Here is a 22,517-nt window from a genome sequence, read left to right on the forward strand (position 1 = left end):
TCTTCCACTCCTAGGATGGAGGGCATGGCTGCGCAGCGACGGTTCCGCGGGCCCGTCGACCTCCACACGCACTCGAGCGTGTCGGACGGCACGGAGACCCCCGCCGAGCTCGTGCGCGCCGCTGCCGTCGCGGGGCTCGGTGCCGTCGCGCTCACCGACCACGACTCGACGGCCGGCTGGGCCGGGGCCGCCGGTGCGGGGGCGCAGGTCGGGGTGACGGTGATTCCGGGGATGGAATTGTCGACGCGCGTCGAGTTCGCCAGCGTCCACATGCTCGGCTACCTCTTCGATCCCGCCGACGACGCCCTCGTCGCCGAGACGCTGCGGATCCGGGAGGGTCGGATGCGCCGCGCAGAGGACATGGTGCGCCGCATCGCCGAGGACTACGACGTCACCTGGGACGACGTGCTCGCCCAGGCCACCGAGGGCGCGACCGTCGGTCGCCCGCACATCGCCGACGCCCTCGTCGCGCGTGGCCTGGCCGAAGACCGCAGCGCCGCGTTCGCCGGCATCCTGCATTGGCGCAGCGGCTACTTCCAGCCGCACTACGCGCCGGATCCGATGACGGGGATCCGTCTCATCCGGGGCGCGGGAGGTGTACCCGTGCTGGCGCACCCGGCGACGAGCAGCCGGGGCGTGATCCCGGAGCAGCGACTGCGGAGGCTGGTCGACGCCGGACTGTTCGGCCTCGAGCTCGACCACCGCGAGAACCGGCCGGAGGGCGTGGCCGAGCTGCGCCGCTACGCCGAGAAGTACGGCCTCGCGATCACCGGCTCCAGCGACTACCACGGCGCGGGCAAGCCCAACCGGTTGGGGGAGAACACGACCGATCCGGCCGTCGTCGACCGGATGATCGAAGAAGCGACAGGCGCGGCGCCCTTCTACGCGTGAGCCGAACCTGCGGTTAGCCTGGTCGGCGGGGATCGGGAAGCGAGGTTCGAGTGGCTCGGCGAGTCTGGACGTCTTCGATCACGGTTGCAGCGCTGGTTTGCGCACTCACGGTGGCGGGCGGCGCGACACCCGCGAACGCGGACAGCTACCCCTCGTGGGACGACGTGCAGGCCGCCAAGGCGAACGCGGCCGCCGCACAAGGCGAGGTCGACCGCATCAACGCCCTGCTGACCTCCCTGCAGACGGCGGCGAACGCCGCAGGCGACCTGGCCGTGAAACGCCTCGGCGAGTACGGCCAGGCGGAGGCCGCCCTGAAGACAGCGACGGCCAGGGCGCAGGACATCGCGCAGCAGGCGCAGGCGGCAGCCGCGAAGGCCGACCAGCTGCGGGCCGAGAGCGGCAAGTTCGCGGCGCAGCTGACGCGCTCGGGGACCTCCGACGTGTCGATCAGGCTCTTCCTCGGCGGCGCAGGGGCACCCCGTGCGTCCACGACGGGCGGGGCCCAGCCGTCGCTGCTGTACCAGCTCGGCGCGATGTCCCGGCTCGCCGACCAGGCGTCGAGCATGTTCGCCCAGGCCGCAGCGCAGAAGAATGCGGCCGCGGCGCTGAGCGACCAGGCGACGGCGGCGCAGAAGATCCGCGATCAGCTCGACAAGGACGCGCAGAAGGCACTGCAGGTCGCGACGGCTGCGAAGGCGGCGGCGGACGCGCAGCTGGCCGACCAGAAGCAGCACGCGAACACGCTGTACGCGCAGCTGGCGTCGCTGCAGAACACCGAGGCGTCGGTGGAGCAGAAGTACGCCGCGGGCGTGGCGGCCGCGCAGGCCGCGCAACAGGCCGCCAACAGCGGGGGCGGCTCCGACGGCTTCGCACCGCCGCCCGGCATGAACGTCGACCCGGCGGCGGCGCAGGCCTACGCATCCAGCCGACTCGGCGCGTTCGGCTGGGCGCAGGACCAGATGGGCTGCCTCATCAAGCTGTGGAACCACGAGTCGGGGTGGCGCGCCGACGCGTACAACAGCTCGAGTGGCGCCTACGGCATCCCGCAGTCCCTTCCGGCCAGCAAGATGGCCTCCGCCGGCTCCGACTGGATGACCAACCAGAACACGCAGGTCGACTGGGGTCTCGACTACATCAACCGCGCCTACGGATCGCCGTGCGCGGCCTGGAACTTCGAGATGAGCCACGACCCCAACTGGTACTGAGCGTCCACCCCAACGGCTGACAGGAAACGCCGCCTGCCGATCTCGGCAGGCGGCGTTCTCCGTCTGTTCGCGGGGGTCAGTCCGTGACGGTCGGCCTCAGCTCGCCGGCGTCGCGGGCGAGCCGCCGCGCGAGCGACGGCGACGCCGGCGCGGTGCGCTGTTGCCGTCGCGGTGCTGCGCGCCGCCTCCGTCATGCGTCCCTGCGGCCGCGGCCTTCTGCTCGCCGCCGTCGGCCGGGGCCGCCGCGGGAGCCGTCGTGCCCTCGTCACCCGCCCCGCCGGAGCGGGTGCGACGGCGACGGTTGCGCGAGCGGCCTTCGCCCTGGTTGGCAGGCCCTGTGGAGTCGCGCCGCGCGCCGTCCTGGTTCTCGGGAGCCTTGACCGCGGGGGTCGACTTGAGCCGGCCCTTGGCGCCCTCCGGGATGCCGAGATCGCTATAGAGGTGCGGCGACGACGAGTAGGTCTCCGTCGGCTCGGGCTGGCCGAACTCGAGGGCGCGGTTGATCAGCGCCCACTTGTGCAGGTCTTCCCAGTCCACGAACGTGACCGCGACGCCTGTCTTGCCCGCGCGTCCCGTGCGGCCCGCGCGGTGCAGGTAGGTCTTCTCGTCGTCGGGGATGGTGTGGTTGATGACGTGGGTCACGTCGTCGACGTCGATGCCGCGCGCGGCCACGTCGGTCGCGATCAGCACGTCCTTCTTGCCGGCCTTGAACGCGGCCATCGCGCGCTCGCGCTGCTCCTGGTTGAGGTCGCCGTGCACGGCGGCGGTGTTGAAGCCGCGGTCGCCGAGCTCCTCGACGAGCTTGGCCGCCGCCCGCTTGGTGCGGGTGAAGATGACTGTCTTGCCCCGGCCCTCGGCCTGGAGGATGCGCGCGACCACCTCGTCCTTGTCGAGCGAGTGCGCGCGGTAGATGAGGTGCTTGATGTTCGCCTGCACCTGACCCTCGTCGGGGTCCGTGGCGCGGATGTGGATGGGGCGCGTCATGAACCGGCGCGCCAGCGCCACGATCGGGCCGGGCATCGTCGCGGAGAAGAGCATCGTGTGCCGGGTCGCCGGGGTCTGGGCGAACAGCTTCTCGATGTCGGAGAGGAAGCCGAGGTCGAGCATCTTGTCGGCCTCGTCGAGGACCATCTCGCGCACGTTGGAGAGGTTCAGGAGGCGCTGGCCGGCCAGGTCGAGCAGCCGGCCGGGGGTGCCGACCACGATCTGCGCACCGGCCTTGAGCTGGGCGACCTGCCCCTCGTACGCCTTGCCGCCGTAGATGGCGGTGACCGTGGTGGAGCGGTTGGACGCGGCCTGCTCGAGGTCTTCGTAGACCTGGACGGCGAGTTCGCGGGTCGGGACCACCACGAGCGCCTGCACGCCAGGCGCCGGGTCCAGCCCGAGCCGCTGGATGATCGGGAGGCCGAAGCCGAAGGTCTTGCCCGTTCCGGTCTTGGCCTGGCCGATGATGTCCTGGCCGTCGAGGGCGAGCGGGATGGTCTGAGTCTGAATGGGGAACGGCTCGACGATGCCCTTGCTGGCGAGGGCGTCCACCATGTCCTGGTCGATATTGAGTTCGGAGAAAGTCACGTAAATGTTGCCTGTCGGTCGAAAAGTGAGTCCACGCCCTGTCTCTCTTCGCAGGCGCAGGGCCGTCGATCCTGCGCCGACGGCACCACAAGCCTACTGGACGTCCCCGTTACACTGCTGTACGTGTCAACCTGGTTCACCAGACGCCGCCCCGCGGTGGAGCTTCCCCGCCTCGCGCAGCGCGCCCCGCGGCCGCCGTCCGTGCGCGTCGACCTGCACGAGGTGATGCCCGACCTCCTGCCCTACCTGGGCCAGGCCGCCTATCTGCAGCTGGAGCAGTTCCAGACGCTGTCACGGGTCGCGGCGGACACCGACGCGCCGGGGGCACGGAGCGTCGACGCGCTGCGCGCCAAGGAGGCCGTCGCGGTCGCCGCAGGCCTGGCGCTGTCGAAGCACCAGGGCATCGTGGCCGAGATCCGGCGTCGCGGCGACGAACCCTCCGCAGTGATGCGGCCGTTCGCCGACGAGATCGAGGGATTCCGGGCGCTGCTGGTCGGCGCCGACTGGCGGGAAACCCTGCTCTCCGCCCTGATGACGGGCGGTCTGCTCGACGACTTCTTCATCCGGCTCGCGGCCGGCCTCCCCGGCGACGTCGGCCCGCGCGTGGCGCAGCTGCTCGGCTCGGACTCCGGGCAGGAGGGCCTGCTGGAGGTGCTGCGCGCCGAGATCGAGGCGGATCCGCAGCTGGGGTCGCGCCTGGCGATGTGGGGGCGCAGGCTGGTCGGCGACACGCTGCTGGTCGCCCGCTCCGCCCTGCACCTGTCGGGCAACCGCGCCGCGGACGACGAGCGGATCGAGCCCATCTTCACCGAGCTGATCGCCGCGCACACACGCCGGATGGATGCCCTCGGCCTGACGGCCTGACCGCAGCCGCCGTCGGCAACGGAGGAGTTTCACCCCGAGACTGCTCCGAACGGCGGCCGACGGAGGAGTTGCGCGCGCTTTCGGCGCCGACCTCCTCCGCTGGCGGCGACGCGCTCGCGTCAGCAGGCGACGACGCGCTCGCGTCAGCGGGCGACGGCGCCCTTGGCGAGCGTGTGCAGGAGCTTGTCGTCGTGGCTCGTGCGCACCCGCCCGATGACGAGGTCCGCGATCACGACGATCGCTGCCGTGCCGAGCAGCGTGATCCACCAGATCCAGCCGCCGTTCCACTTCAGGCCGGCCCAGGTGAGGGCGACCCAGAGGATGCACGCCACGCTCACCCCGAGAGCCGGGATGAGCACGGAGCCGTGCGTGTGTCGGTGCGGCAGGAGGTACCGTGCGCCGAGGCCGAGGATGGCGCCGGCGAGCGCGACGAAGAGCAGTTCCACGCGAGGAATCTAGCCGACGAAGCCGATGCGGCGCGACTCCTCGGTGCCGACCTCGACGTACCCGATGCCGGCGGTCGGGACGATGTAGACGCGGCCCTTGTCGTCGGAGAGCTTGAGGATGCCGTTGCCGCTGGTGAGGCCGGCCTGGATCTGCTCGGTGAGCTCCTCGGCCGACTGGGCCGACTCGAAGCTGAGCTCGCGGGGGGCGTTGACGATTCCGATGCGGATCTCCACGGGATGTGCCTTTCGAATCAGACCGGCGGTTGCGAGTTCAGACTACGGCACGCGGCTCGCGGGGCTCGGTCGCGTTCTCTGTCGGCGGACGCCGATACCGTGAAGGACATGACAGCCCGAGGTTTCCGACAGCGCATCGGCGATGCCGACCGGGTCCTCGAGCTCGACCCTGCGCAGCTCCGGGTGCTCCAGCTGCCGGACGGCGCGTCGGCCGCCGTGCTCGGCGCGCCGGGCACCGGCAAGACCTCCGTGCTCGTCGAGGCGATCGCCGAGCGCGTGCACGGACGCGGCTACGCGGCCTCGCAGGTGCTGGCGCTGAGCGCCTCCCGGGCCTCCGCGACCGCCCTTCGCGACCGCATCGCCCTGCGACTGGGGGTGCCGACGCCCGGCCCGCTGGCGCGCACCGCCACCTCGCTCGCGTTCCAGCTGGTGGGAGACCAGGCGAAACGTCGCGGCTGGGAGCCGCCGCGGCTGTTGACCGGCGGCGACCAGGACCAGATCATCGCCGAGCTGCTGAACGGCCACCTGGAAGACGGAACGGGCCCGGTCTGGCCTGCCTCCCTCGGCCCGGAGGTTCGCATCCTGCGCGGCTTCCGCACCGAGCTCCGCGAGCTCATCGGCCGGTGCGCAGAGCGCGGGGTCTCGCCCGCGCGCCTGGCCGAGCTCGGCGCCGTCACCGGCCGCGACGAGTGGAGGGCGGCCTCCCGGTTCATCGCCGAGTACCAGACGGTGCTCGACAGCTTCCGCGGGGGCTACGTCGACTCCGCCGAGCTGATCGCCTCCGCGGTGTCGGTCGTACGCGAGGGCAGTTCGCTCGACGGCGTGCGGGCCGTGTTCGTCGACGACCTCCAGGAGGCGACGGTCGCCACCATCGCGCTCCTGCGCGCCGTCGCTGCGCGGGGTGTGGCGGTGATCGCGTTCGGCGACCCCGACGTCGCGTCCACCACCTTCCGCGGGGCGGAGGTCACCGCCCTCGGACAGCTCGGCGCACGTCTCGACGTGCCCGTCACCCGCATCGTCCTCGGCACGGCCCACCGGCAGACACCCGTGCTGCGGGAGCTCACCTCCCGCGTCACCGAGCGCATCGGCGCGGCGGCGGCAGGGGTGCACAGGGTCGCGGTTCCCGCGCGGCAACCGGCGGAGGACTCCGGGCCGGAGGTCCTGATCGTGCGTGCGGCGTCCGCGCCCGCCGAGGCCGCCCGACTGGCGCGCCTGCTGCGCGAGCGCCGGCTCATCGACGGCGTGCCGTGGAGCAGCATGGCCGTCGTCGTGCGGTCCGGGGCGCACATCCCCGGTCTCGCACGATCGCTCGCCGTCGCCGAGGTGCCGACCACCACCAGCATCGCCGGTCGCCCGCTGCGCGACGACTACGCGGCGCGCCAGCTGGTCACGATCGCGGGCGTCGCCCTCGACGCCGAGCCGCTGAGCCCGCAGATCGCGACCGAGCTGCTGATCGGGCCGTTCGGCGGGCTCGACGCGGTGAGCCTACGGCGGCTGCGTCTCGCCCTGCGCCAAGAGGAGCTCGCCGGAGACGGCAACCGGCCGGGCGACGACCTCCTGGTCGAGGCGCTCACCGACCCTGCGCATCTGGCCACGATCGACTCCTCACCCGCGCGGCGCGCTGCGCGGCTCGCTGAGACGTTGCGCGGCTGCCGGCAGAAGGCCGCGGCAGGGGCGACGATCGAGGAGCTGCTCTGGCACGCGTGGGAGCGCAGCGGTCTGGCGTCGCGCTGGCTGGAGCAGTCGGAGCGATCGGGGATCGTGGCGGACGAAGCCGACAGGCACCTCGACGGCGTCGTCGCGCTGTTCACCGCGGCCCGGCGCTTCGTCGAGCGTTCACCCGAGCGGCCGGCCGCCGACTTCGTGGTCGAGCTGCTGGGCGCCGAGGTTCCGGAGGACACCCTCGCGGCGCGCACCACCGGCGACGCGGTCCTGGTGTGCACTCCGAGCGCGACGGTCGGTCGCGAGTTCGACGTGGTGGCGGTCGCCGGCCTCCAGGAGAGCGTGTGGCCGAACCTGCGGCTGCGCGGGTCGCTCCTGCACCCGCAGGAGCTCGACGACGCACTCGCAGGGCGTAGCCCGGAGACGGCGGACGAACGCGCCGAAGTGCTCGGGGACGAGTTGCGGATGTTCGCCCTCGCCATCTCCCGAGCGCGCAGGCAGGTGGTGCTGACCGCGACGGCCAACGACGACGAGCAGCCGTCCCCTTTCCTACGGTTGGCGGCCGGTCTCGCGGTCGACGACGACGACCCCGGCATCCACCCGCTGTCGCTTCGTGGCATGGTGGGGCGGTTGCGGCGCCGGCTGGTGGCGACCGGATCGCCCGACGCCGCCGACGCCCTCGCACGCTTGGCGGACGCCGGCGTGGAGGGCGCGGATCCCGCCGACTGGTATGGGCTCGTCGAGCCCTCGACGACGGAGCCCCTCGTCGACCTGGACGACCCCGAGGCGATGGTGAAGGTGTCCCCGTCGCGGCTCGGCACCTACGAGAAGTCGCCGCTGGTGTGGTTCGTCGACGAGATGGCGGCATCCCCGAGCGGCCTCGCAGCGGGTATCGGCACGGTGGTGCACGCGGTGCTGGAGGAGGCGAGTGCGACCGACGAGACCAGCGTCGACGTGCTCTGGGCCGGCATCGAACGCCGGTGGACGCAGCTGCAGTTCGAGTCGCCCTGGATCGAGGAGCGCGAGCGCCGCCGCACCCGCGGGCTCGTCGCGGGCGTATCGGAGTACCTGCGCGATTTCCAGCGCGCCGGCGGCCGGCTGCTCGGATCGGAGGGGGCTTTCGAGCTCGACCTCGGACGGGCGCGGATCAGCGGCAAGATCGACCGCGTCGAGGAGACTCCCGACGGCGCCGTCGTGATCGTCGACCTGAAGACGGGCCGCAGCGTGCCGAGCGCGGCCGAGACGGCCTCCCACGCGCAGCTCGGCGCCTACCAGCTCGCCCTCGAGCACGGCGCCGTCGAGGCGGGCGAGCGACCCCCGGGCGGTGCCAAGCTCCTCTTCGTCGCGAAGGGCGTGCGCGGCAAGGCGTATCGCGAGGTCGTGCAGGAGCGGGTCGACGAGGAGTCCCTGCGCCGGCTCGAGGAGCGGGTAGCCGCCGCTGCGGAGGGGATGGCGGGAGCGACCTTCGCCGGAGTCGTCGACCTCGGCGACCGCGACCCGCACGCGGCGTACGGGTATCGCATCCATCTGGTTCCGGCGGTCAGCGCGTGAGCGGGGTGCGGAGATGAACGACGACGGACTTCTCGACCTCGCAGACCAGCTGGGCGTCGAGAGCGCTGAGCCGGTGCTCGACCTGGTCGAGCAGGCCTTCGCCGCGGCGGCCGCAGGGCAGGAGCCTGCGCGCCCGACGCGCCGGTTGAGCGCCGCGGAGATCGCCGAAGCGCTCGGCCTCCCACGACCGACCCCGCAGCAGGAAGCCGTGATCGAGGCCCCGCTGGCGCCGGCGATCGTGGTGGCGGGTGCCGGCAGCGGCAAGACGGAGACGATGGCCAACCGGGTGGTCTGGCTGCTCGCCAACGGGCTGGTGCGGGTGCCGGAGATCCTGGGGCTGACGTTCACACGCAAGGCCGCCGGCGAGCTCGCCGAGCGCGTGCGGCGACGGATCGAGCAGCTGGCCGCCTCCGGCCTCAGCGAGGTGGCGTTCGATCCGTTCGACGCCCCGGAGATCGCCACCTACAACGCCTTCGCGAACGCGATCTTCCGCGAGAACGCGCTGCTGATCGGACGCGAGCCCGAGTCGGCCGTGCTCAGCGAGGCATCGGCCTGGCAGCTCGCGCGCCGCGTCGTCGTCGCCAGCTCGGACGACCGGCTCGTCGAGCTCGACAAGAGCGTCGACGCGGTCACCACCGCCGTCCTGGAGCTCAGCAGGGCGCTGAGCGAGAACGTCGCAGACGCGCACGATGTGCAGCGGATGGTCGAGGGCTTCGCGCGGCTGCTCGACCTGCCGACGGGCAGCGGCCGGGTAAAGGACGCCTACGCCTCCGTACGTACTGCAGTCGCCGCGGTGGGGTCGCTGCCACCGCTGCTCGACCTGGCGGAGCGGTTCGCCGACGAGAAGCGCCGGCGCGGCTTCGTCGAGTACTCCGACCAGGTCGCGCTCGCCCTGTCCGTGTGCGAGCGGATCCCGTCGGTGGTCGAGGACTACCGCCGCCGCTATCGCGTCGTGCTCCTCGACGAGTACCAGGACACCTCGGTCGTGCAGACCCGGCTCCTTGCCGCGCTCTTCTCGGGGGAGGCCGTGATGGCGGTCGGCGACCCGCACCAGTCGATCTACGGCTGGCGTGGCGCGAGCGCCGCCAACCTCGGCCGGTTCCCGATCGACTTCGGCGGACGCCGGGACGGCGCCGCGTCGTACGCGCTGAGCACCAGCTGGCGCAATCCGACCCGCGTGCTCGATGCGGCGAACACGCTCGTCGCGCCGCTCTCTGCCGGATCCCCGGTGCACGTCGAGCTGCTGCAACCGCGCCCCGGAGCGAAGGCGGGCGAGCTCGACCACCTCTTCGGCCAGACCGTCGAAGACGAGGCGGCCGGCATCGCGGAATGGCTGCGCGCGCGGCTGGCCCAGCGGGATCGCACCGGCCTGCCGCCATCCGCGGCGCTGCTCTGCCGCTCGATCAAGAAGATCGACGCGTTCACGGGTGCGCTCGCGGAGCGCGGCGTGCCGTACCACGTCCTCGGTCTCGGCGGCCTCCTGGAGCAGCCCGTGGTCGCCGACCTGGTGAGTGCGCTGCGGGTCATGCACGATCCGACGGCCGGATCCGAGTTGATCCGGCTGCTGACCGGGGCGCGCTGGCGCATCGGCCCGCGGGACATCGCAGCCCTCCGCCGCGTGGCGAGCTGGCTCGCCGCCCGCGACCACCGCTTCCAGACCCTCGACCCCGAGGTCCGGGAACGACTGCGGGGCTCGGTGGTGGCGGAGGAGTCGGCCTCCCTCGTCGACGCTCTCGACTTCGTCGTGGAGGCGCCGGACGGCCACGGTCAGCTGTCCGCGTTCTCGGCGGTCGGGTTGGAGCGCCTCCGCGCGGCAGGGCGTCAGCTCGACCAGCTGCGCTCGCGTTCGGGGCTCGACCTCCTCGACCTGGTCACCCTCGTGCAGCAGGAGCTGCGGCTCGATATCGAAGTCGCGGCGAACGAGTCGGCGCAACTCGGGCAGGCCTCGCTCGATGCGTTCGCCGAGCAGGTCGCCTCCTACCTCGCCAGCGACGACCGGGCGACGCTCGGCTCGTTCTTGGCGTGGTTGGCCGAGGCCGAGCAGCGCGACAACCTCGCGCCGCGCAGCGAGGATGCCGAGCCGGGCACTGTGCAGATCCTGACCATCCACGGCGCCAAGGGCCTGGAATGGGACGTCGTGGCGGTGCCGCGGATGGTCGACGGCGAGCTGCCGGGACCGCCGCAGAGCAAGCGCGGCTGGCTGGCCTTCGGTCAGCTGCCCAACGAGTTCCGGGGCGACTCGGCCGAACTGCCCGTGCTGCCGTGGCGAACGGCGGAGGACCAGAAACAGGTCGACGAGGCGATCTCCGCCTTCGAGGCCGCCAATGTCAGCAGGCACCTCGACGAGCAGCGCCGCCTGATCTACGTCGCGGTGACCCGCGCGCGCGAGAGCCTCCTGCTGAGCGGGTCCTATTGGTCGACCCAGTCGCGTCCGCGCGGGCCCGGCGCCTACCTCCTCGAGCTCCAGCAGGCGGGACTCCTGCCGCCGGACGCGTTCCCTCCGTGTGACGAGCCGGAGGAGAACCCTCTCGCGCCCGAGTCGCGCACGGTGCTGTGGCCGCTCGACCCGCTCGGCCCGCGCCGGAGCCGGGTGGAGGCAGCGGCCGAGGCCGTGCGCTCCGCCCGCGAGCGCGGCCCGGGCGATGGCGGGGTATACGCGCTCGACGTCGATCTGCTGCTCGCCGAGCGTGCCCGCCGTGAGGCGGAGGACGGGCTCGTGGAGCTGCCGACGCGCATCCCCGCGTCGCGCTTCAAGGACTTCGTGAGCGATGCGGCCGGGGTGGCGGCGCAGCTGCGCCGGCCGATGCCCGAACGGCCCTACCGCCAGACCCGGCTCGGCACCCTCTTCCACCGCTGGGTCGAGGAGCGTTATGGCGTACCGGGCGGCGCCTCCGACGAGCTCGACTCGGCAGCGACCGAGCTGGACGATCCGGCGGGGGAGCTCCTGGGTGCGGAGGCGCTGGCCGAGTTGCAGGCGACGTTCGCGGCGAGCGAGTGGGCGTCGAAGGCTCCGCAGGAGGTGGAGCTGGAGATCCACGTGACTCTGGCCGGCCAGGTGGTGGTCTGCAAGCTCGACGCCGTGTACGCGCTGAGCGGGGGCGACCACGACGTCCAGATCGTGGATTGGAAGACCGGCAAGGCGCCGCGCGACGACGACGACCTGGAACGCAAGCAACTTCAGCTCGCGCTCTATCGCCTGGCCTACGCCCGCCACGCAGGCATCGACCCCGCGCGGATCGACGCCGTGTTCTACTTCGTGGCCGACGACCGCGTCATCCGCCCGCGCCGCCTGTACTCGGAGGCCGAGCTCGCCGACCTGTGGGCGTCGGTGACGCGCTGACCCTGTCCTCGAGGGGCACGTTGTTGTCACTTTCGGGCGCCGAAAGGGACAACAACGTGCCTCTCAGCTGGAAAAGCGGGGTCAGCCGGCCGGGGAGTCGTCGACGGGGCGCATGCCGCCCGAGCGAACGGAGGCGCGATCGCCGGGAGTCCGGTCGAGCAGGGCCTCGACGTCGTCGATCGCCATGATCGGGCCGGTCGCGGTCGACAGCGGAGTGACCGCGTTGCTGTGGACGCGGTCCACCAATCCGTCGAGCATCTGCACCGCGTCGTCCACGATGCTCTGGTCGCGCAGCTCGCGACCGTGCAGGAGCCAGCGGGCGACCTCCAGCTCGGCGTACAGCATCGCACGCTGCGTGAACTGCCGGTCGGTGGCGACCTGACGGGTGGAGGCGTACGCGACGAGCGCGCCGTCGGTGGCCTCCGGGTTCATCGCCAGCAGCCAGTGCAGGTCGCGTGCCGGATCGCCGACGCGCAGTGCCGACCAGCCCAGGACGGCGCCGACGGTCTCGCCGTCGACGAGGAACGAGTCGGCGGTCAGAGCGCCGTTGATGACCGTCGGCTGGAACTGCCAGATCGAGTGGTCGGCGACCGCGTCGCGCCAGCGCTCCCGCAGCGCGGCGGGCAGCTTACCGGTCGAGGCGGCCGACTCGATGAGGGCGGCGGTCGACGACAGGCATTCGGCTGCGGAGAGCACGGGGAGGCCGGCCTCGCCGACGAAGCTGGTGGGAAGTGTGTGGATGGCCGCGATGGCGTGGCCGATCGAACCGGCCAGCCCGTCGCCGGGCGGCACGTCCTCGACGGCGACATGCTCGCCCGGGAGGAAGTCGTAGACGATCGCGCGCGTGCCGCCGACCGGAGTCTGGCCGAGATAGCCGGGAACGTCGAACGGCAGCCGGCTGCGGATGCCGGTCGTGAGCGCACGGAGGGCGACGAGGTCGGAGCTCTGCTCCGTCTCTGCCGCCTGCGTGAGCGGCACACGCACGATGCAGGCGCTTCCGTCCGACGCGGTGAGCACGGCGGAGTCGAACTCGCCCGCTCCGTCGGCGGAGTGGCGCCGAGCACCGGTGACGGTGAGGTCGGGCACGGCCGAGCTGGCCAGCGCGGCTAGAGTGAGAGGGGATCTGGCCATGGACCTAGGCTAAATGGACTTCCGCGCGTGGGCAGTTCCGCCACGCCTTGCACGTCCGCCCCGTCCTCGAAGGGTTCTCGATGTCGTCCGCTCCGACGTCTGCTCTGCCGCTCGCCGCCCTCCCGCTCTCCCGTCACGCCATCGACCGCGATCACGCGGCCCGTTCCCGGCCTGCGCTGTTCGACGAGCTGTGGGAGGAACCGACCACGCGAGTCCTCGCGCTCTGGAAGGGCCGTGCGCTGCTGACGCCGCAGAGCGTCGCCGCCGCGACGCCGTCCGCCGACGGCTGGAGCGCCCCGGACGCCGGCCCCGCCGCGCTCGAGCTGCTTCCCGTCGAGCGGGTGACCGCCGCCCTGCTCCGTGTGTACCTCGGGCGCACGCTGATCGACGTGCCGGGGGAGCCTGCCGGGTCGGCGATCGTGCTGGAGGTGCTCACCGACGCGGCCGCCGGCGAGCTGGAGCCCGACGAGGCGCGCTGGGGCAACCTGCGTACCGTGGCGACCGCCCTCAGCGACCGTGACGCCGGGCTCTTCACCGAGGCGCTCGCCATCGCGAACTGGCACGCCTCGCACACGCACTGCCCGCGCTGCGGCACGCCGACGGTGGTCGAGCAGGCGGGCTGGGTGCGGCGCTGCTTCGAAGACGGCTCCGAGGTGTTCCCCCGCACGGATCCTGCGGTCATCGTCACCGTGCTCGACGCCGACGACCGGCTGCTGCTCGGCTCGAACGCGATGTGGGAGCACTCCCGCTACTCACTGCTCGCGGGCTTCGTGGAGCCGGGGGAGTCGTTCGAGTCCGCCGTCGAGCGCGAGATCTTCGAGGAGGCCGGCGTGCGGGTCGTCGACGCGCGGTACAAGGGCTCGCAGCCGTGGCCGTTCCCGGCGTCCGTGATGGTGGGGATGTCGGCGCGCCTCGCCGACGACCAGCCGCCCGCCGCACTCACGCCGGACGGCGAGGAGATCCTCGACCTGCGCTGGTTCAGCCGGGACGAACTGTGGGCGGCGCGCGACCAGGTCATCCTGCCCGGCCGGTCGTCGATCGCGCGAGCTCTGATCGAGGACTGGTACGGCGGGTCGCTCGATGAGCCGCCGGTCGCCCCGTGAGCACTGGTCGCCCCGCGGGCACAGGGCTCCCGGCGGGCACGAGCGGCGTCTCGGGGCCGGAGGCGCTGCTGGCCGGTCTGGACGCCCAGCAGCGCGTCGCCGCAGAGGCGCTCTTCGGTCCGGTGTGCGTGCTCGCCGGCGCCGGCACGGGCAAGACCCGTGCGATCACGCACCGGATCGCGTACGGCGTCGCCACCGGCGCCTTCACGCCGAACCGGGTGATGGCGTTGACCTTCACCAACCGCGCCGCGGCGGAGCTGCGCGGGCGGCTCCGTCAGCTCGGTGCGGGCGGCGTCTCCGCGCGCACGTTCCACGCGGCCGCCCTGTCCCAGCTCAACTACTTCTGGCCGCAGGTCGTCGGCGGTCAGCTTCCGAGCGTGCTCGACGGCAAGGGCCGCGTCCTCGGCCACGCCGCGGAGAAACTGGGGCTGCGGGTGGACACCGCCACCCTGCGCGATGTCGCGGCCGAGATCGAGTGGCGCAAAGTCTCGAGCCTCACCTTGGACGACTACGCCACGGCCCTGGCCTCACGTCCGCTGCCCGGCGCACTCACCGCGGAGAAGCTCGTCGACCTGCACCGCACCTACGAGGAGCTCAAGGACGAGCGCAAGCAGATCGACTTCGAGGACGTGCTGCTCGTGTGCGCCGGAATGATCGAGACCGAGCCGTCGGTCGCGATGCAGGTGCGCGAGCAGTACCGGTACTTCGTCGTCGACGAATACCAGGACGTCTCGCCGCTGCAGCATGAGCTGCTCGGGCTCTGGCTCGGCACCAGGCGTGATCTCTGCGTGGTCGGCGACGCGAGCCAGACCATCTACTCGTTCGCCGGCGCGCGCAGCGACTACCTGGTCGACTTCGAGCGCGAACACCCCGGCGCGACCGTCGTCCGGCTGGAGCAGAACTACCGCTCGGCCCCTCCGGTGATCGACACGGCCAACCGTCTGATGCGCGGGCGGTCGGGCGCGTTGACGCTGCACGCGGTCCGCGAGACCCGCCCCGGTGACGAGGTGCCGGCTCCCGAGGCGTTCGAGGACGACCGCGCGGAGGCGCGTGCGGTCGCCGGGCGCATCGCCCAGGAACTCGCGGCCGGCGCCCGACCCGAGAGCATCGCGGTGCTCTATCGCGTCAACGTGCAGGCCGCTGCTCTCGAACAGGCACTCGGAGACCTCGGGATCAGCTATCAGCTGCGCGGATCGAAGCGGTTCTTCGACCTGCCGGAGGTTCGTCAGGCGGTCATGACCCTGCGAGCGGCGAGTGTGGCCGCGACAGACGAGCCGTTGTTCAAATCGGTGAGCGATGTGCTGCGCACGCTCGGGTGGTCGGTGCGGCCTCCTGAGGGCCGCGGTGCCGTGCGCGAGCGGTGGGAGTCGCTGAACGCGATCATGGGCCTCGTCGACGAGATGCCGGAGGGGGCGACGTTCCGCCGGTTCACCGACGAGCTGCTCGCACGCCAGGCCGGCCAGCACGAGCCGACGCTGTCGGCGGTCACCCTCGCGACGTTGCACGCGGCGAAGGGCCTGGAGTGGGACTCGGTGCATCTGGTCGGCCTCTCGGAGGGACTCGTGCCGATCAGCTACGCGACGACGTTCGAGCAGGTCGACGAGGAGCGCAGGCTGCTCTACGTCGGCATCACGCGCGCGCGGCATCGGCTTCGGCTCAGCTGGGCCCAGCGCGGCAGCCAGCCGGGTCGTCCGGTGTCGCGTCAGCCGTCGCGGTTCCTCGCCGAGCTCGCGGCACCGCGCGCGGCGGCGCGAACGGCAGAGCCAGCGGACTGAGGCACCCGCACTCGGGATGCGGCTCCCAGCCGAACTCGCTCCAGCGGGCCGACCCTGCGTCGTAGCGGGAGGCGGTGACGGTTCCGCCCGGCGCCTCCGCCCCCGAGTCGTCCATCGCCGTCGTGCGCCCGTCGAGCGCGGCCAGCACGACCGTCGCAGCGGCGGAGGCCACCGCACCGCAGACGAGTTCCGACTCGCCGGGCGCCGGTCGGGTGTGCAGCTGGGCGGCGAGGGCCGGCCACGCCGGGTCTCCGTCTCGCCGATGCAGGTCGAGGCAGCGCAGGCAGGCCGTCTCTCCCGGCCGCACCAGTGGGCCGACCGTCGCGCCGGCATCGCCGAACACCACGGCCAGGTGCGGGATGTCGCGACGCAGCCAGCGCTGGTGGCGGTGCGGAGCGACGGCGTACGATCCGACGACGATCGCCACGGCGGCGTCGTCGACCGCGGGGTCGTCCGCCGGGAGGCCGCTGCGGGCGTCGACCCCGGCCTCGCGCAGCAGGCTCAGGATCCGCGCCGCGGTGGGGCCGGTGCCGTCGAGCACGACGATCGCCTCGCGCGCAGGGGCGTCGAGGCCATCGATGTCGGGGGCGAGCACGGGTGCCAGCCGCGCCACCAGGGCGTCGGCGGCACCCGGATCCGCGCCGGCGCTGCGCGCGATGAGGCGGAGGGCGCCGATCGCGACTCCGCCGGCCAGCGCGGAGACCATCCGCTCGCCGGCGGCATCGAGCGGGTCGAGGACGAGGCGCGGACGGTCCACGCCGAACTGGAGGGCGTGCGGCGAGCGCCAGACGCGGGGGATCGTGGGATCGAGCTGGTAGACCATCCGGCCATCCTGGCGGCCGGAGGACCCTCGTTCCGCGTTATCCACAGCCCGAGGCGCTCACCGGCCACGTCCACAGGCGGCCGGGGGCGCGGGGCTTCAGCTCTCCGTCGGCCGCTCTCCGTCGCCCCGGAGCAGGTCTTCGATCGCCTGGTCGAACTCGTCGCGCTCCGGCTCCTGTCCGGATGCCGCCGCGGTGAGCCGTGCGACGAGCGCCGACGGGTCGTCGAGGTCCGCCGCCTGGGGGAGGAGGTCGGGGTGCGACCACAGGTGATCGCGTGCCTCCTGGCCGACGGCATCGGTGACGGCCTGCCACATCGCCGCGGCGTCGCGCAGCCGGCGTGGGCGCAGCTCGAGGCCGACGAGCGTGGCGAACGCGGATTCGGCAGGGCCTCCTGCCGCGCGTCGGCGCCGGACCGTCTCGGCGATCGCATCGGCCTTCGGCAGCAGCCGCGTGGCGCCGGCGGTGACCACGTCGACCCAGCCCTCGACGAGCGCGAGCACGGTCTCCAGGCGCTCCAGCGCCTCCTGCTGCTCCTCGGTCTTGGGCGGGATCAGGGCGCCGGAGACCATCGCCTCGCGCAGCTCTTCGGGGTTCGCCGGGTCGAAGCCCTCGGCGAGCGACTCCAGGCGGTCGGTGTCGATCGTGATGCCACGTGCGAACGCGGTGATCTGCGTGATGAGCTGCAGGCGCAGCCACTTGGCGTGCCGGAACAGCCGGGCGTGCGCGAGCTCCCGAACCGCCAGGTACAGCTGCACCTGGTCGAGCGGGATGTCGAGGCCGTCGCCGAACTCGGCGACGTTCTGGGGGATGAGGGCCGCTGCTCCGTCGGCGAGCAGCGGGATGCCGATGTCGCCTCCGGAGACGACCTCCTTCGAGAGCTGCCCGACGACCTGGCCCAGCTGCATCGCGAACAGAGCGCCACCGACCGAGCGCATGACCTGGCCGGCGTTCTGGATCATGCCCTGCATCTCTTCGGGCGCCTGCTCGGTGAGCACCCGGGTGAGCGCGTCGGAGATGCTGAGTGCGACCGGCTCGGCCAGCTGCGTCCAGAGCGGCATGGTCTGCCGTGCCCACTCGGCGCGGCCGATGAGCTCGGGAGGCGTCGGGAGACCCGCGACGGTCGTCGCCTCGTCGAGCCAGAGTGCGGCGACGTTGAAGGCCTGATCGAGTGCCGAGCGCTCGGCGGGTGTGACCGGATGCGCCCCCTCGCCGGCGAGCGTCCGCGCCTGCTGGGACGCCAGGTCCCAGTTGATGCCGCCTCCCGGGTTCAGGAGGGCGTTCTGCAGCTGACCCAGCAGCTGCTGGATGGCGGCGGGATCGTTGGGGAGCCCCGCCGCGCCGGCGAGCTGGCTCGGGTCGATCGAGGAGTCGCCCGACAGGAACTCGCGGAGCATGTCCCGGAACTCGTCGTCCGGTTCCTTGTTCGGATCGTCGGCCATGGTGCGCCCCTCGTCTCGAATGGATCCGCCGTTGATTACGGCTTTCCAGGCTTGGGATCTACGCTAGCCCGTGATCGTCGTGAGCCGGGTGAGAATCGGCTCGGGCTGCGCGGTGCGCTGTGCGCCCGTGGCGAACACGACCGAAGGGACTGCACGTGACGCTGTTCACCGACGACGGCCACCCCGGACCGCCGGCCGAGCGCGAGAGGGTGGCCCCTCCCCGCCGGGTCATCGTCGGGTGGGTCTCGATCGGCCTCGCCGTCGCGCTCGCTCTGGTGCTGGCGCTGGTGCCCGCCCCGTTCGTGATCGAGCAGCCGGGACCCGTCTACAACACGCTCGGCACCGATCAGAAGGTCGGGTCGGAGCCGTCGGCGGATGCACAGCAGCTCATCACCATCCCGAGTCAGACGACCTATCCCACAGCGGGCTCGCTCGATCTGCTGACCGTGTCGGTCCTGGGCAACCCCGATCAGCGCCCCAGCTGGTTCGACATCATCACGGCCTGGTTCGACCCGAGCCGTGCCGTGCAGCCGATCGACGCGGTCTTCCCTCCTGGAACGACGACCGAGCAGTCCAACGCCGCGAACGCCGCGCTCATGGTCGACTCCCAGCAGGACGCCATCGCCGCGGCCCTCAACCAACTGGGCTACACGTTCCCGCAGCACGTCGAGGTCAAGCAGCTCATCCCGAACTCGCCCGCGGCGAAGGTCTTGAAGACCGGCGACCAGGTCACGAGCGTCAACGGCACGGCCGTCTCCAGCGTCGGCGAGCTCCGCAGCGCCGTGTCGGCCAACGGCGCGGGCAGACCGGCCGAGGTCGGGATCGTCCGCGACGGTGCGGCCTCGACCGTCGCGATCACGCCGGAGGAGACGCAGGGGCAGGTCGTCCTGGGGATCGGAGCCGGCATGGAATACACGTTCCCGTTCGAGGTCAACATCCAGCTGAACAACGTGGGAGGGCCGAGCGCTGGCCAGATGTTCGCCCTCGGGATCATCGACAAGCTGACGCCGGGCAAGCTCAACGGCGGCAAGAAGGTCGCCGGCACCGGCACCATCGACAACACAGGGACGATCGGTCCGATCGGCGGCATCCGGCAGAAGATGTTCGCGGCCCGAGACACCGGAGGCGCCGGCTACTTCCTCGCGCCCGCGTCGAACTGCGACGAGGTCACCGGCCACATCCCGTCCGGCCTGCATGTCTTCGCGGTCAAGACGCTCGCCGACTCGCTCGCCGTGCTGAAGGCCGTCAGCAGCGGGTCGAGCACCGCGGGCCTCCCGACCTGTCCCGCCTCCTGACCCCGCGACGTCCGCGCTGCGCGCGCCCACCCGGCGTTCGCCGTCCTCACCGCCGGGCCGCAGCGTTCTCCAAGCGACGGCCACCTAGGATGGTTCTCTGAGTCACCCCACGGAGAGCAAGAGGGCCACACGTGAGTTCAACCGCTGCAGTTCGACCCCCGGGACGCCGCCGGGCGGCCATCTGGATCACGCTCGGCGTGATCGTGGCGCTCGTGATCCTGTTCTTCGTCTTCGCGGGGCTCTACGCCGATGTGCTGTGGTACCAGCAGCTCGGCTACCTCAACGTGCTCACCACCCAGTGGTTCGCCGGCGCCGCGATGTTCTTCATCGGCTTCTTCGCCATGGCCCTCCCGCTGTGGCTGTCCATCCAGCTCGCCTACCGGCTGCGGCCGGTCTACGCCAAGCTCAACACCCAGCTCGACCGCTACCAGCAGGTGATCGAGCCGCTCCGCCGGCTCGCCATGTACGGCATCCCCATCGTGTTCGGCATCTTCGCGGGCGTCTCGGCCGCGAGCCGCTGGCAGGCGGCCGCGATGTGGTTGAACGGCACGTCGTACGGCAAGACCGACCCGCTGTTCCACCTCGACATCGGTTTCTATCTCTTCGCGCTGCCGTTCTACCGCAGCGCCGTCGCGTTCGCGTCGGCGGTCGTGCTCATCGCGCTGCTGGCGACCCTCGCCACCTGCTACCTCTACGGATCCATCCGCTTCAGCGGCCGGGAGGTGCGCATCTCGCGGGCGGCGCGTGTGCAGATCGCGGTGATCGCCGCCCTCTACCTGCTGCTCCAGGGCGTCAGCATCTGGCTCGACCGCTATGCGACGGTGACCGACTCCAACGTCAACGACATGATCAACGGCGCCGCGTACACCGACGTGAGCGCGTCCATCCCCGGCCGGGCGGTCCTCGCCGGTGCCGCGATCTTCGTCGCCGTCCTCTTCGTCCTCACCGCGTTCACGGGTCGCTGGCGCTTCCCGGTGGTCGGCACCGCGCTGCTCATCGTGGCGGCGCTGGTGGTCGGGGCCATCTATCCGTGGGTGGTCCAGCGCTTCCAGGTCGACCCCAGCCAGAAGACGCTCGAGACCCCCTACATCCAGGATTCGATCAACGCGACGCGCGACGCGTACGGGCTCAGCGACATCCAGGTGATCCCCTATGACGCGACGACGAACGCGCAGGCGGGCGCCCTGCGCCAGGACGCGCAGACCACCGCCCAGATCCGCATCATGGACCCCGCGGTGATCAGTCCGTCGTTCCAGCAGCTCCAGCAGTTCCGGCAGTACTACTCGTTCCCGCGCAACCTCAACGTCGACCGGTACACGATCAACGGCAACGAGCAGGACGCGGTGGTCTCGGTTCGCGAGCTCAACCAGTCCGGGCTCACCAGCCGCAGCTGGTTCAACGACACCGTCGTGTACACGCACGGCTACGGGATGGTGGCCGCCTACGGCAACCAGCGCTCGAGCGACGGCCAGCCCGTCTTCATGGAGTCGGGGATCCCGAGCACCGGCACGCTGGGCACCTACGAGCCGCGTGTGTACTTCGGGCAGCAGTCGCCGACGTACTCGATCGTCGGCGCGCCGAAGGGGGCCAAGTCGGTCGAGCTCGACTATCCGGGCGGCAGCGACAACGCGCAGCAGACCTACACCACGTTCTCGGGTGACGGCGGTCCGAAGCTCGACAACATCTTCAAGCGACTGGTCTACGCGCTGAAGTTCCAGGATGAGCAGATCGTCCTGTCCGACGCCGTCAACAGCGACTCGCAGATCCTCTACGACCGCGACCCGATCAAGCGCGTCCAGAAGGTGGCGCCCTACCTGACCCTCGACTCGCAGGCCTACCCTGCGGTGATCGATGGGCGCATCAAGTGGGTCATCGACGGCTACACCACCAGCGACCAGTACCCGTACTCGCACGTCGGCAGCCTGAGCGACTCGATCGCTGACACCGAGACGCCGAAGCCGGCCTACGCCTTCGACAACATCAACTACATCCGCAACTCGGTCAAGGCGACCGTCGACGCGTACGACGGTTCGGTCCAGCTGTACGCGTGGGACGCGAAGGACCCGGTGCTGCAGACCTGGGAGAAGATCTTCCCGACCACGATCAAGCCGATCAGCGACATGAGTGCCCAGCTGCTCAGCCACGTGCGCTACCCGTCCGACCTGTTCAAGGTGCAGCGAGCGGTGCTCGGCCAGTACCACGTCACCGACGCCGGATCGTTCTACTCGCGCGACGATGCCTGGACCACGCCCAACGACCCGACATCGTCGCCGTCGGATCCGACCCTGCAGCCGCCGTACTACCTGACGATGCAGATGCCCGGCCAGGAGAAGCCGTCGTTCTCGCTCTACACGACGTTCATCCCTCAAGCGGCGAGCGAGTCGAGCAGATCCATTCTCAAGGGCTATCTCGCGGTGGATGCCGATGCCGGCTCGACGAAGGGCAAGAAGGCCTCCGGTTACGGCAAGCTCAGACTCCTGTCCCTCCCGTCGAGCGACACCATACCCGGGCCGGGTCAGGTGCAGAACAACTTCAACTCCGACCCGACCGTGTCTCAGGAGCTGAACCTGCTGAGACAGGGGAAGACCGACGTCATCAACGGCAACCTGCTGACGCTGCCGGTCGGTGGCGGTCTGCTCTACGTCCAACCCGTGTACGTGAAGTCGACGGGTGAGACCAGCTATCCGATCCTGCAGAAGGTGCTCGTGGCGTTCGGCGACAAGATCGCCTTCGAAGACACGCTCGATCAGGCGCTGGACTCGTTGTTCGGCGGCGACTCCGGTGCGAGCGCCGGCGACAACAACGTTCCGACGTCCGGAGGAGGAGGGACCGGCTCGGGAACGGGCACTGGTACGGGCAGCGGCACGGGTTCCGGCACGGGCTCGGGGTCCACATCCGGCCAGAATAATGCCGCTCTGCAGCAGGCCCTGCAGAGCGCCAAGCAGGCACTCGCCGATCGCGAGACCGCCCTGAAGGCCGGGGACTGGGCGGCGTACGGCGCCGCGGACGCCCGCCTGCAGCAGGCACTCCAGCAGGCGATCGCCGCAGAAGGGACCGGATCGGGCTCCGGCTCGAAGTAGTCGACGTCCTCCGAGAGCAGCCCGCACCGATTTCGGTGCGGGCTGCTCTTGTATGCTCGGGCGCCGTGCAAAGTAGTCACGGAGCGCTCGGCCGCGCGAAATCCT

15 protein-coding genes are annotated in these 22,517 nt (G+C 71.4%); 9 read left to right on the plus strand and 6 right to left on the minus strand.

What is annotated here, in order from left to right:
- Positions 1-24: 24 nt before the first annotated feature.
- Positions 25-891 (plus strand): PHP domain-containing protein, encoded by an 867-nt coding sequence (locus KNO15_RS18340; RefSeq protein ID WP_241705235.1) that lies wholly within the window; start codon positions 25-27, stop codon positions 889-891.
- A gap of 50 nt (positions 892-941) precedes the next feature.
- Positions 942-2,096 carry a hypothetical protein gene (locus KNO15_RS18345; protein ID WP_241705236.1) on the plus strand — a complete coding sequence of 385 codons (1,155 nt, stop codon included), beginning with the start codon at positions 942-944 and terminating at the stop codon, positions 2,094-2,096.
- Positions 2,097-2,192: 96 nt separating this feature from the next.
- Here KNO15_RS18345 and KNO15_RS18350 read toward each other — a convergent pair whose 3' ends face one another.
- The gene (locus KNO15_RS18350) at positions 2,193-3,668 is read right to left on the minus strand and encodes a DEAD/DEAH box helicase (protein ID WP_241705237.1); all 1,476 of its coding nucleotides are present in this window, start codon (positions 3,666-3,668) and stop codon (positions 2,193-2,195) included.
- 123 nt (positions 3,669-3,791) lie between these two features.
- Here KNO15_RS18350 and KNO15_RS18355 point away from each other — a divergent pair, with 123 nt between their 5' ends.
- Entirely contained in the window at positions 3,792-4,532 is a 741-nt protein-coding gene (locus tag KNO15_RS18355) for a ferritin-like fold-containing protein (protein WP_241705238.1), read from the plus strand.
- A 143-nt stretch (positions 4,533-4,675) separates the two neighbouring features.
- On the opposite strand, the gene KNO15_RS18360 is transcribed toward KNO15_RS18355, so the two are convergent.
- On the minus strand, positions 4,676-4,978 hold the full coding sequence (locus KNO15_RS18360; protein ID WP_241705239.1) for a hypothetical protein: 303 nt from the start codon (positions 4,976-4,978) through the stop codon (positions 4,676-4,678).
- 9 nt (positions 4,979-4,987) lie between these two features.
- Positions 4,988-5,212, minus strand: a complete 225-nt coding sequence (locus KNO15_RS18365; protein WP_241705240.1) for a DUF3107 domain-containing protein — start codon at positions 5,210-5,212, stop codon at positions 4,988-4,990.
- A 108-nt stretch (positions 5,213-5,320) separates the two neighbouring features.
- On the opposite strand from KNO15_RS18365, the gene KNO15_RS18370 reads away from it, so the two are divergent.
- Together KNO15_RS18370 and KNO15_RS18375 are read left to right on the plus strand one after the other, a co-directional pair.
- Entirely contained in the window at positions 5,321-8,425 is a 3,105-nt protein-coding gene (locus tag KNO15_RS18370) for an ATP-dependent helicase (protein ID WP_241705241.1), read from the plus strand.
- Positions 8,426-8,438: 13 nt separating this feature from the next.
- Positions 8,439-11,765, plus strand: coding sequence for an ATP-dependent DNA helicase (locus KNO15_RS18375; RefSeq protein ID WP_241705242.1), 3,327 nt, complete (start codon positions 8,439-8,441; stop codon positions 11,763-11,765).
- Positions 11,766-11,846: 81 nt separating this feature from the next.
- Here the strand turns inward: KNO15_RS18375 and KNO15_RS18380 are convergent, their stop codons facing one another.
- On the minus strand, positions 11,847-12,896 hold the full coding sequence (locus tag KNO15_RS18380) for a phosphotransferase (protein WP_241705243.1): 1,050 nt from the start codon (positions 12,894-12,896) through the stop codon (positions 11,847-11,849).
- 80 nt (positions 12,897-12,976) lie between these two features.
- Between KNO15_RS18380 and nudC the strand changes: the two genes are divergently transcribed.
- Both nudC and KNO15_RS18390 read left to right on the plus strand, forming a co-directional pair.
- Positions 12,977-13,999: an NAD(+) diphosphatase gene (gene nudC, locus KNO15_RS18385; RefSeq protein ID WP_241705244.1), complete on the plus strand. Its 1,023-nt coding sequence runs from the start codon at positions 12,977-12,979 to the stop codon at positions 13,997-13,999.
- Positions 14,000-14,064: 65 nt separating this feature from the next.
- A complete protein-coding gene (locus tag KNO15_RS18390; RefSeq protein WP_241705325.1) occupies positions 14,065-15,774 on the plus strand; it encodes an ATP-dependent helicase in 1,710 nt (569 codons plus the stop codon).
- Here the strand turns inward: KNO15_RS18390 and KNO15_RS18395 are convergent.
- Positions 15,656-16,597, minus strand: coding sequence for a hypothetical protein (locus KNO15_RS18395; RefSeq protein ID WP_241705245.1), 942 nt, complete (start codon positions 16,595-16,597; stop codon positions 15,656-15,658). The two genes, KNO15_RS18390 and KNO15_RS18395, sit on opposite strands and share 119 nt — an antisense overlap.
- Before the next feature lie 96 nt (positions 16,598-16,693).
- Complete coding sequence (locus KNO15_RS18400) at positions 16,694-18,037, minus strand: zinc-dependent metalloprotease (RefSeq protein ID WP_241705246.1); 1,344 nt, start codon at positions 18,035-18,037, stop codon at positions 16,694-16,696.
- Positions 18,038-18,192: 155 nt separating this feature from the next.
- Between KNO15_RS18400 and KNO15_RS18405 the strand changes: the two genes are divergently transcribed.
- Both KNO15_RS18405 and KNO15_RS18410 read left to right on the plus strand, forming a co-directional pair.
- Positions 18,193-19,332: a YlbL family protein gene (locus KNO15_RS18405; protein ID WP_241705247.1), complete on the plus strand. Its 1,140-nt coding sequence runs from the start codon at positions 18,193-18,195 to the stop codon at positions 19,330-19,332.
- A 131-nt stretch (positions 19,333-19,463) separates the two neighbouring features.
- Positions 19,464-22,412: a UPF0182 family membrane protein gene (locus KNO15_RS18410; RefSeq protein WP_241705248.1), complete on the plus strand. Its 2,949-nt coding sequence runs from the start codon at positions 19,464-19,466 to the stop codon at positions 22,410-22,412.
- Positions 22,413-22,517 lie beyond the last annotated feature (105 nt).

This window comes from Leifsonia shinshuensis (assembly GCF_022606355.1).
Classification (GTDB): Bacteria; Actinomycetota; Actinomycetes; order Actinomycetales; family Microbacteriaceae; genus Leifsonia; species Leifsonia shinshuensis_B.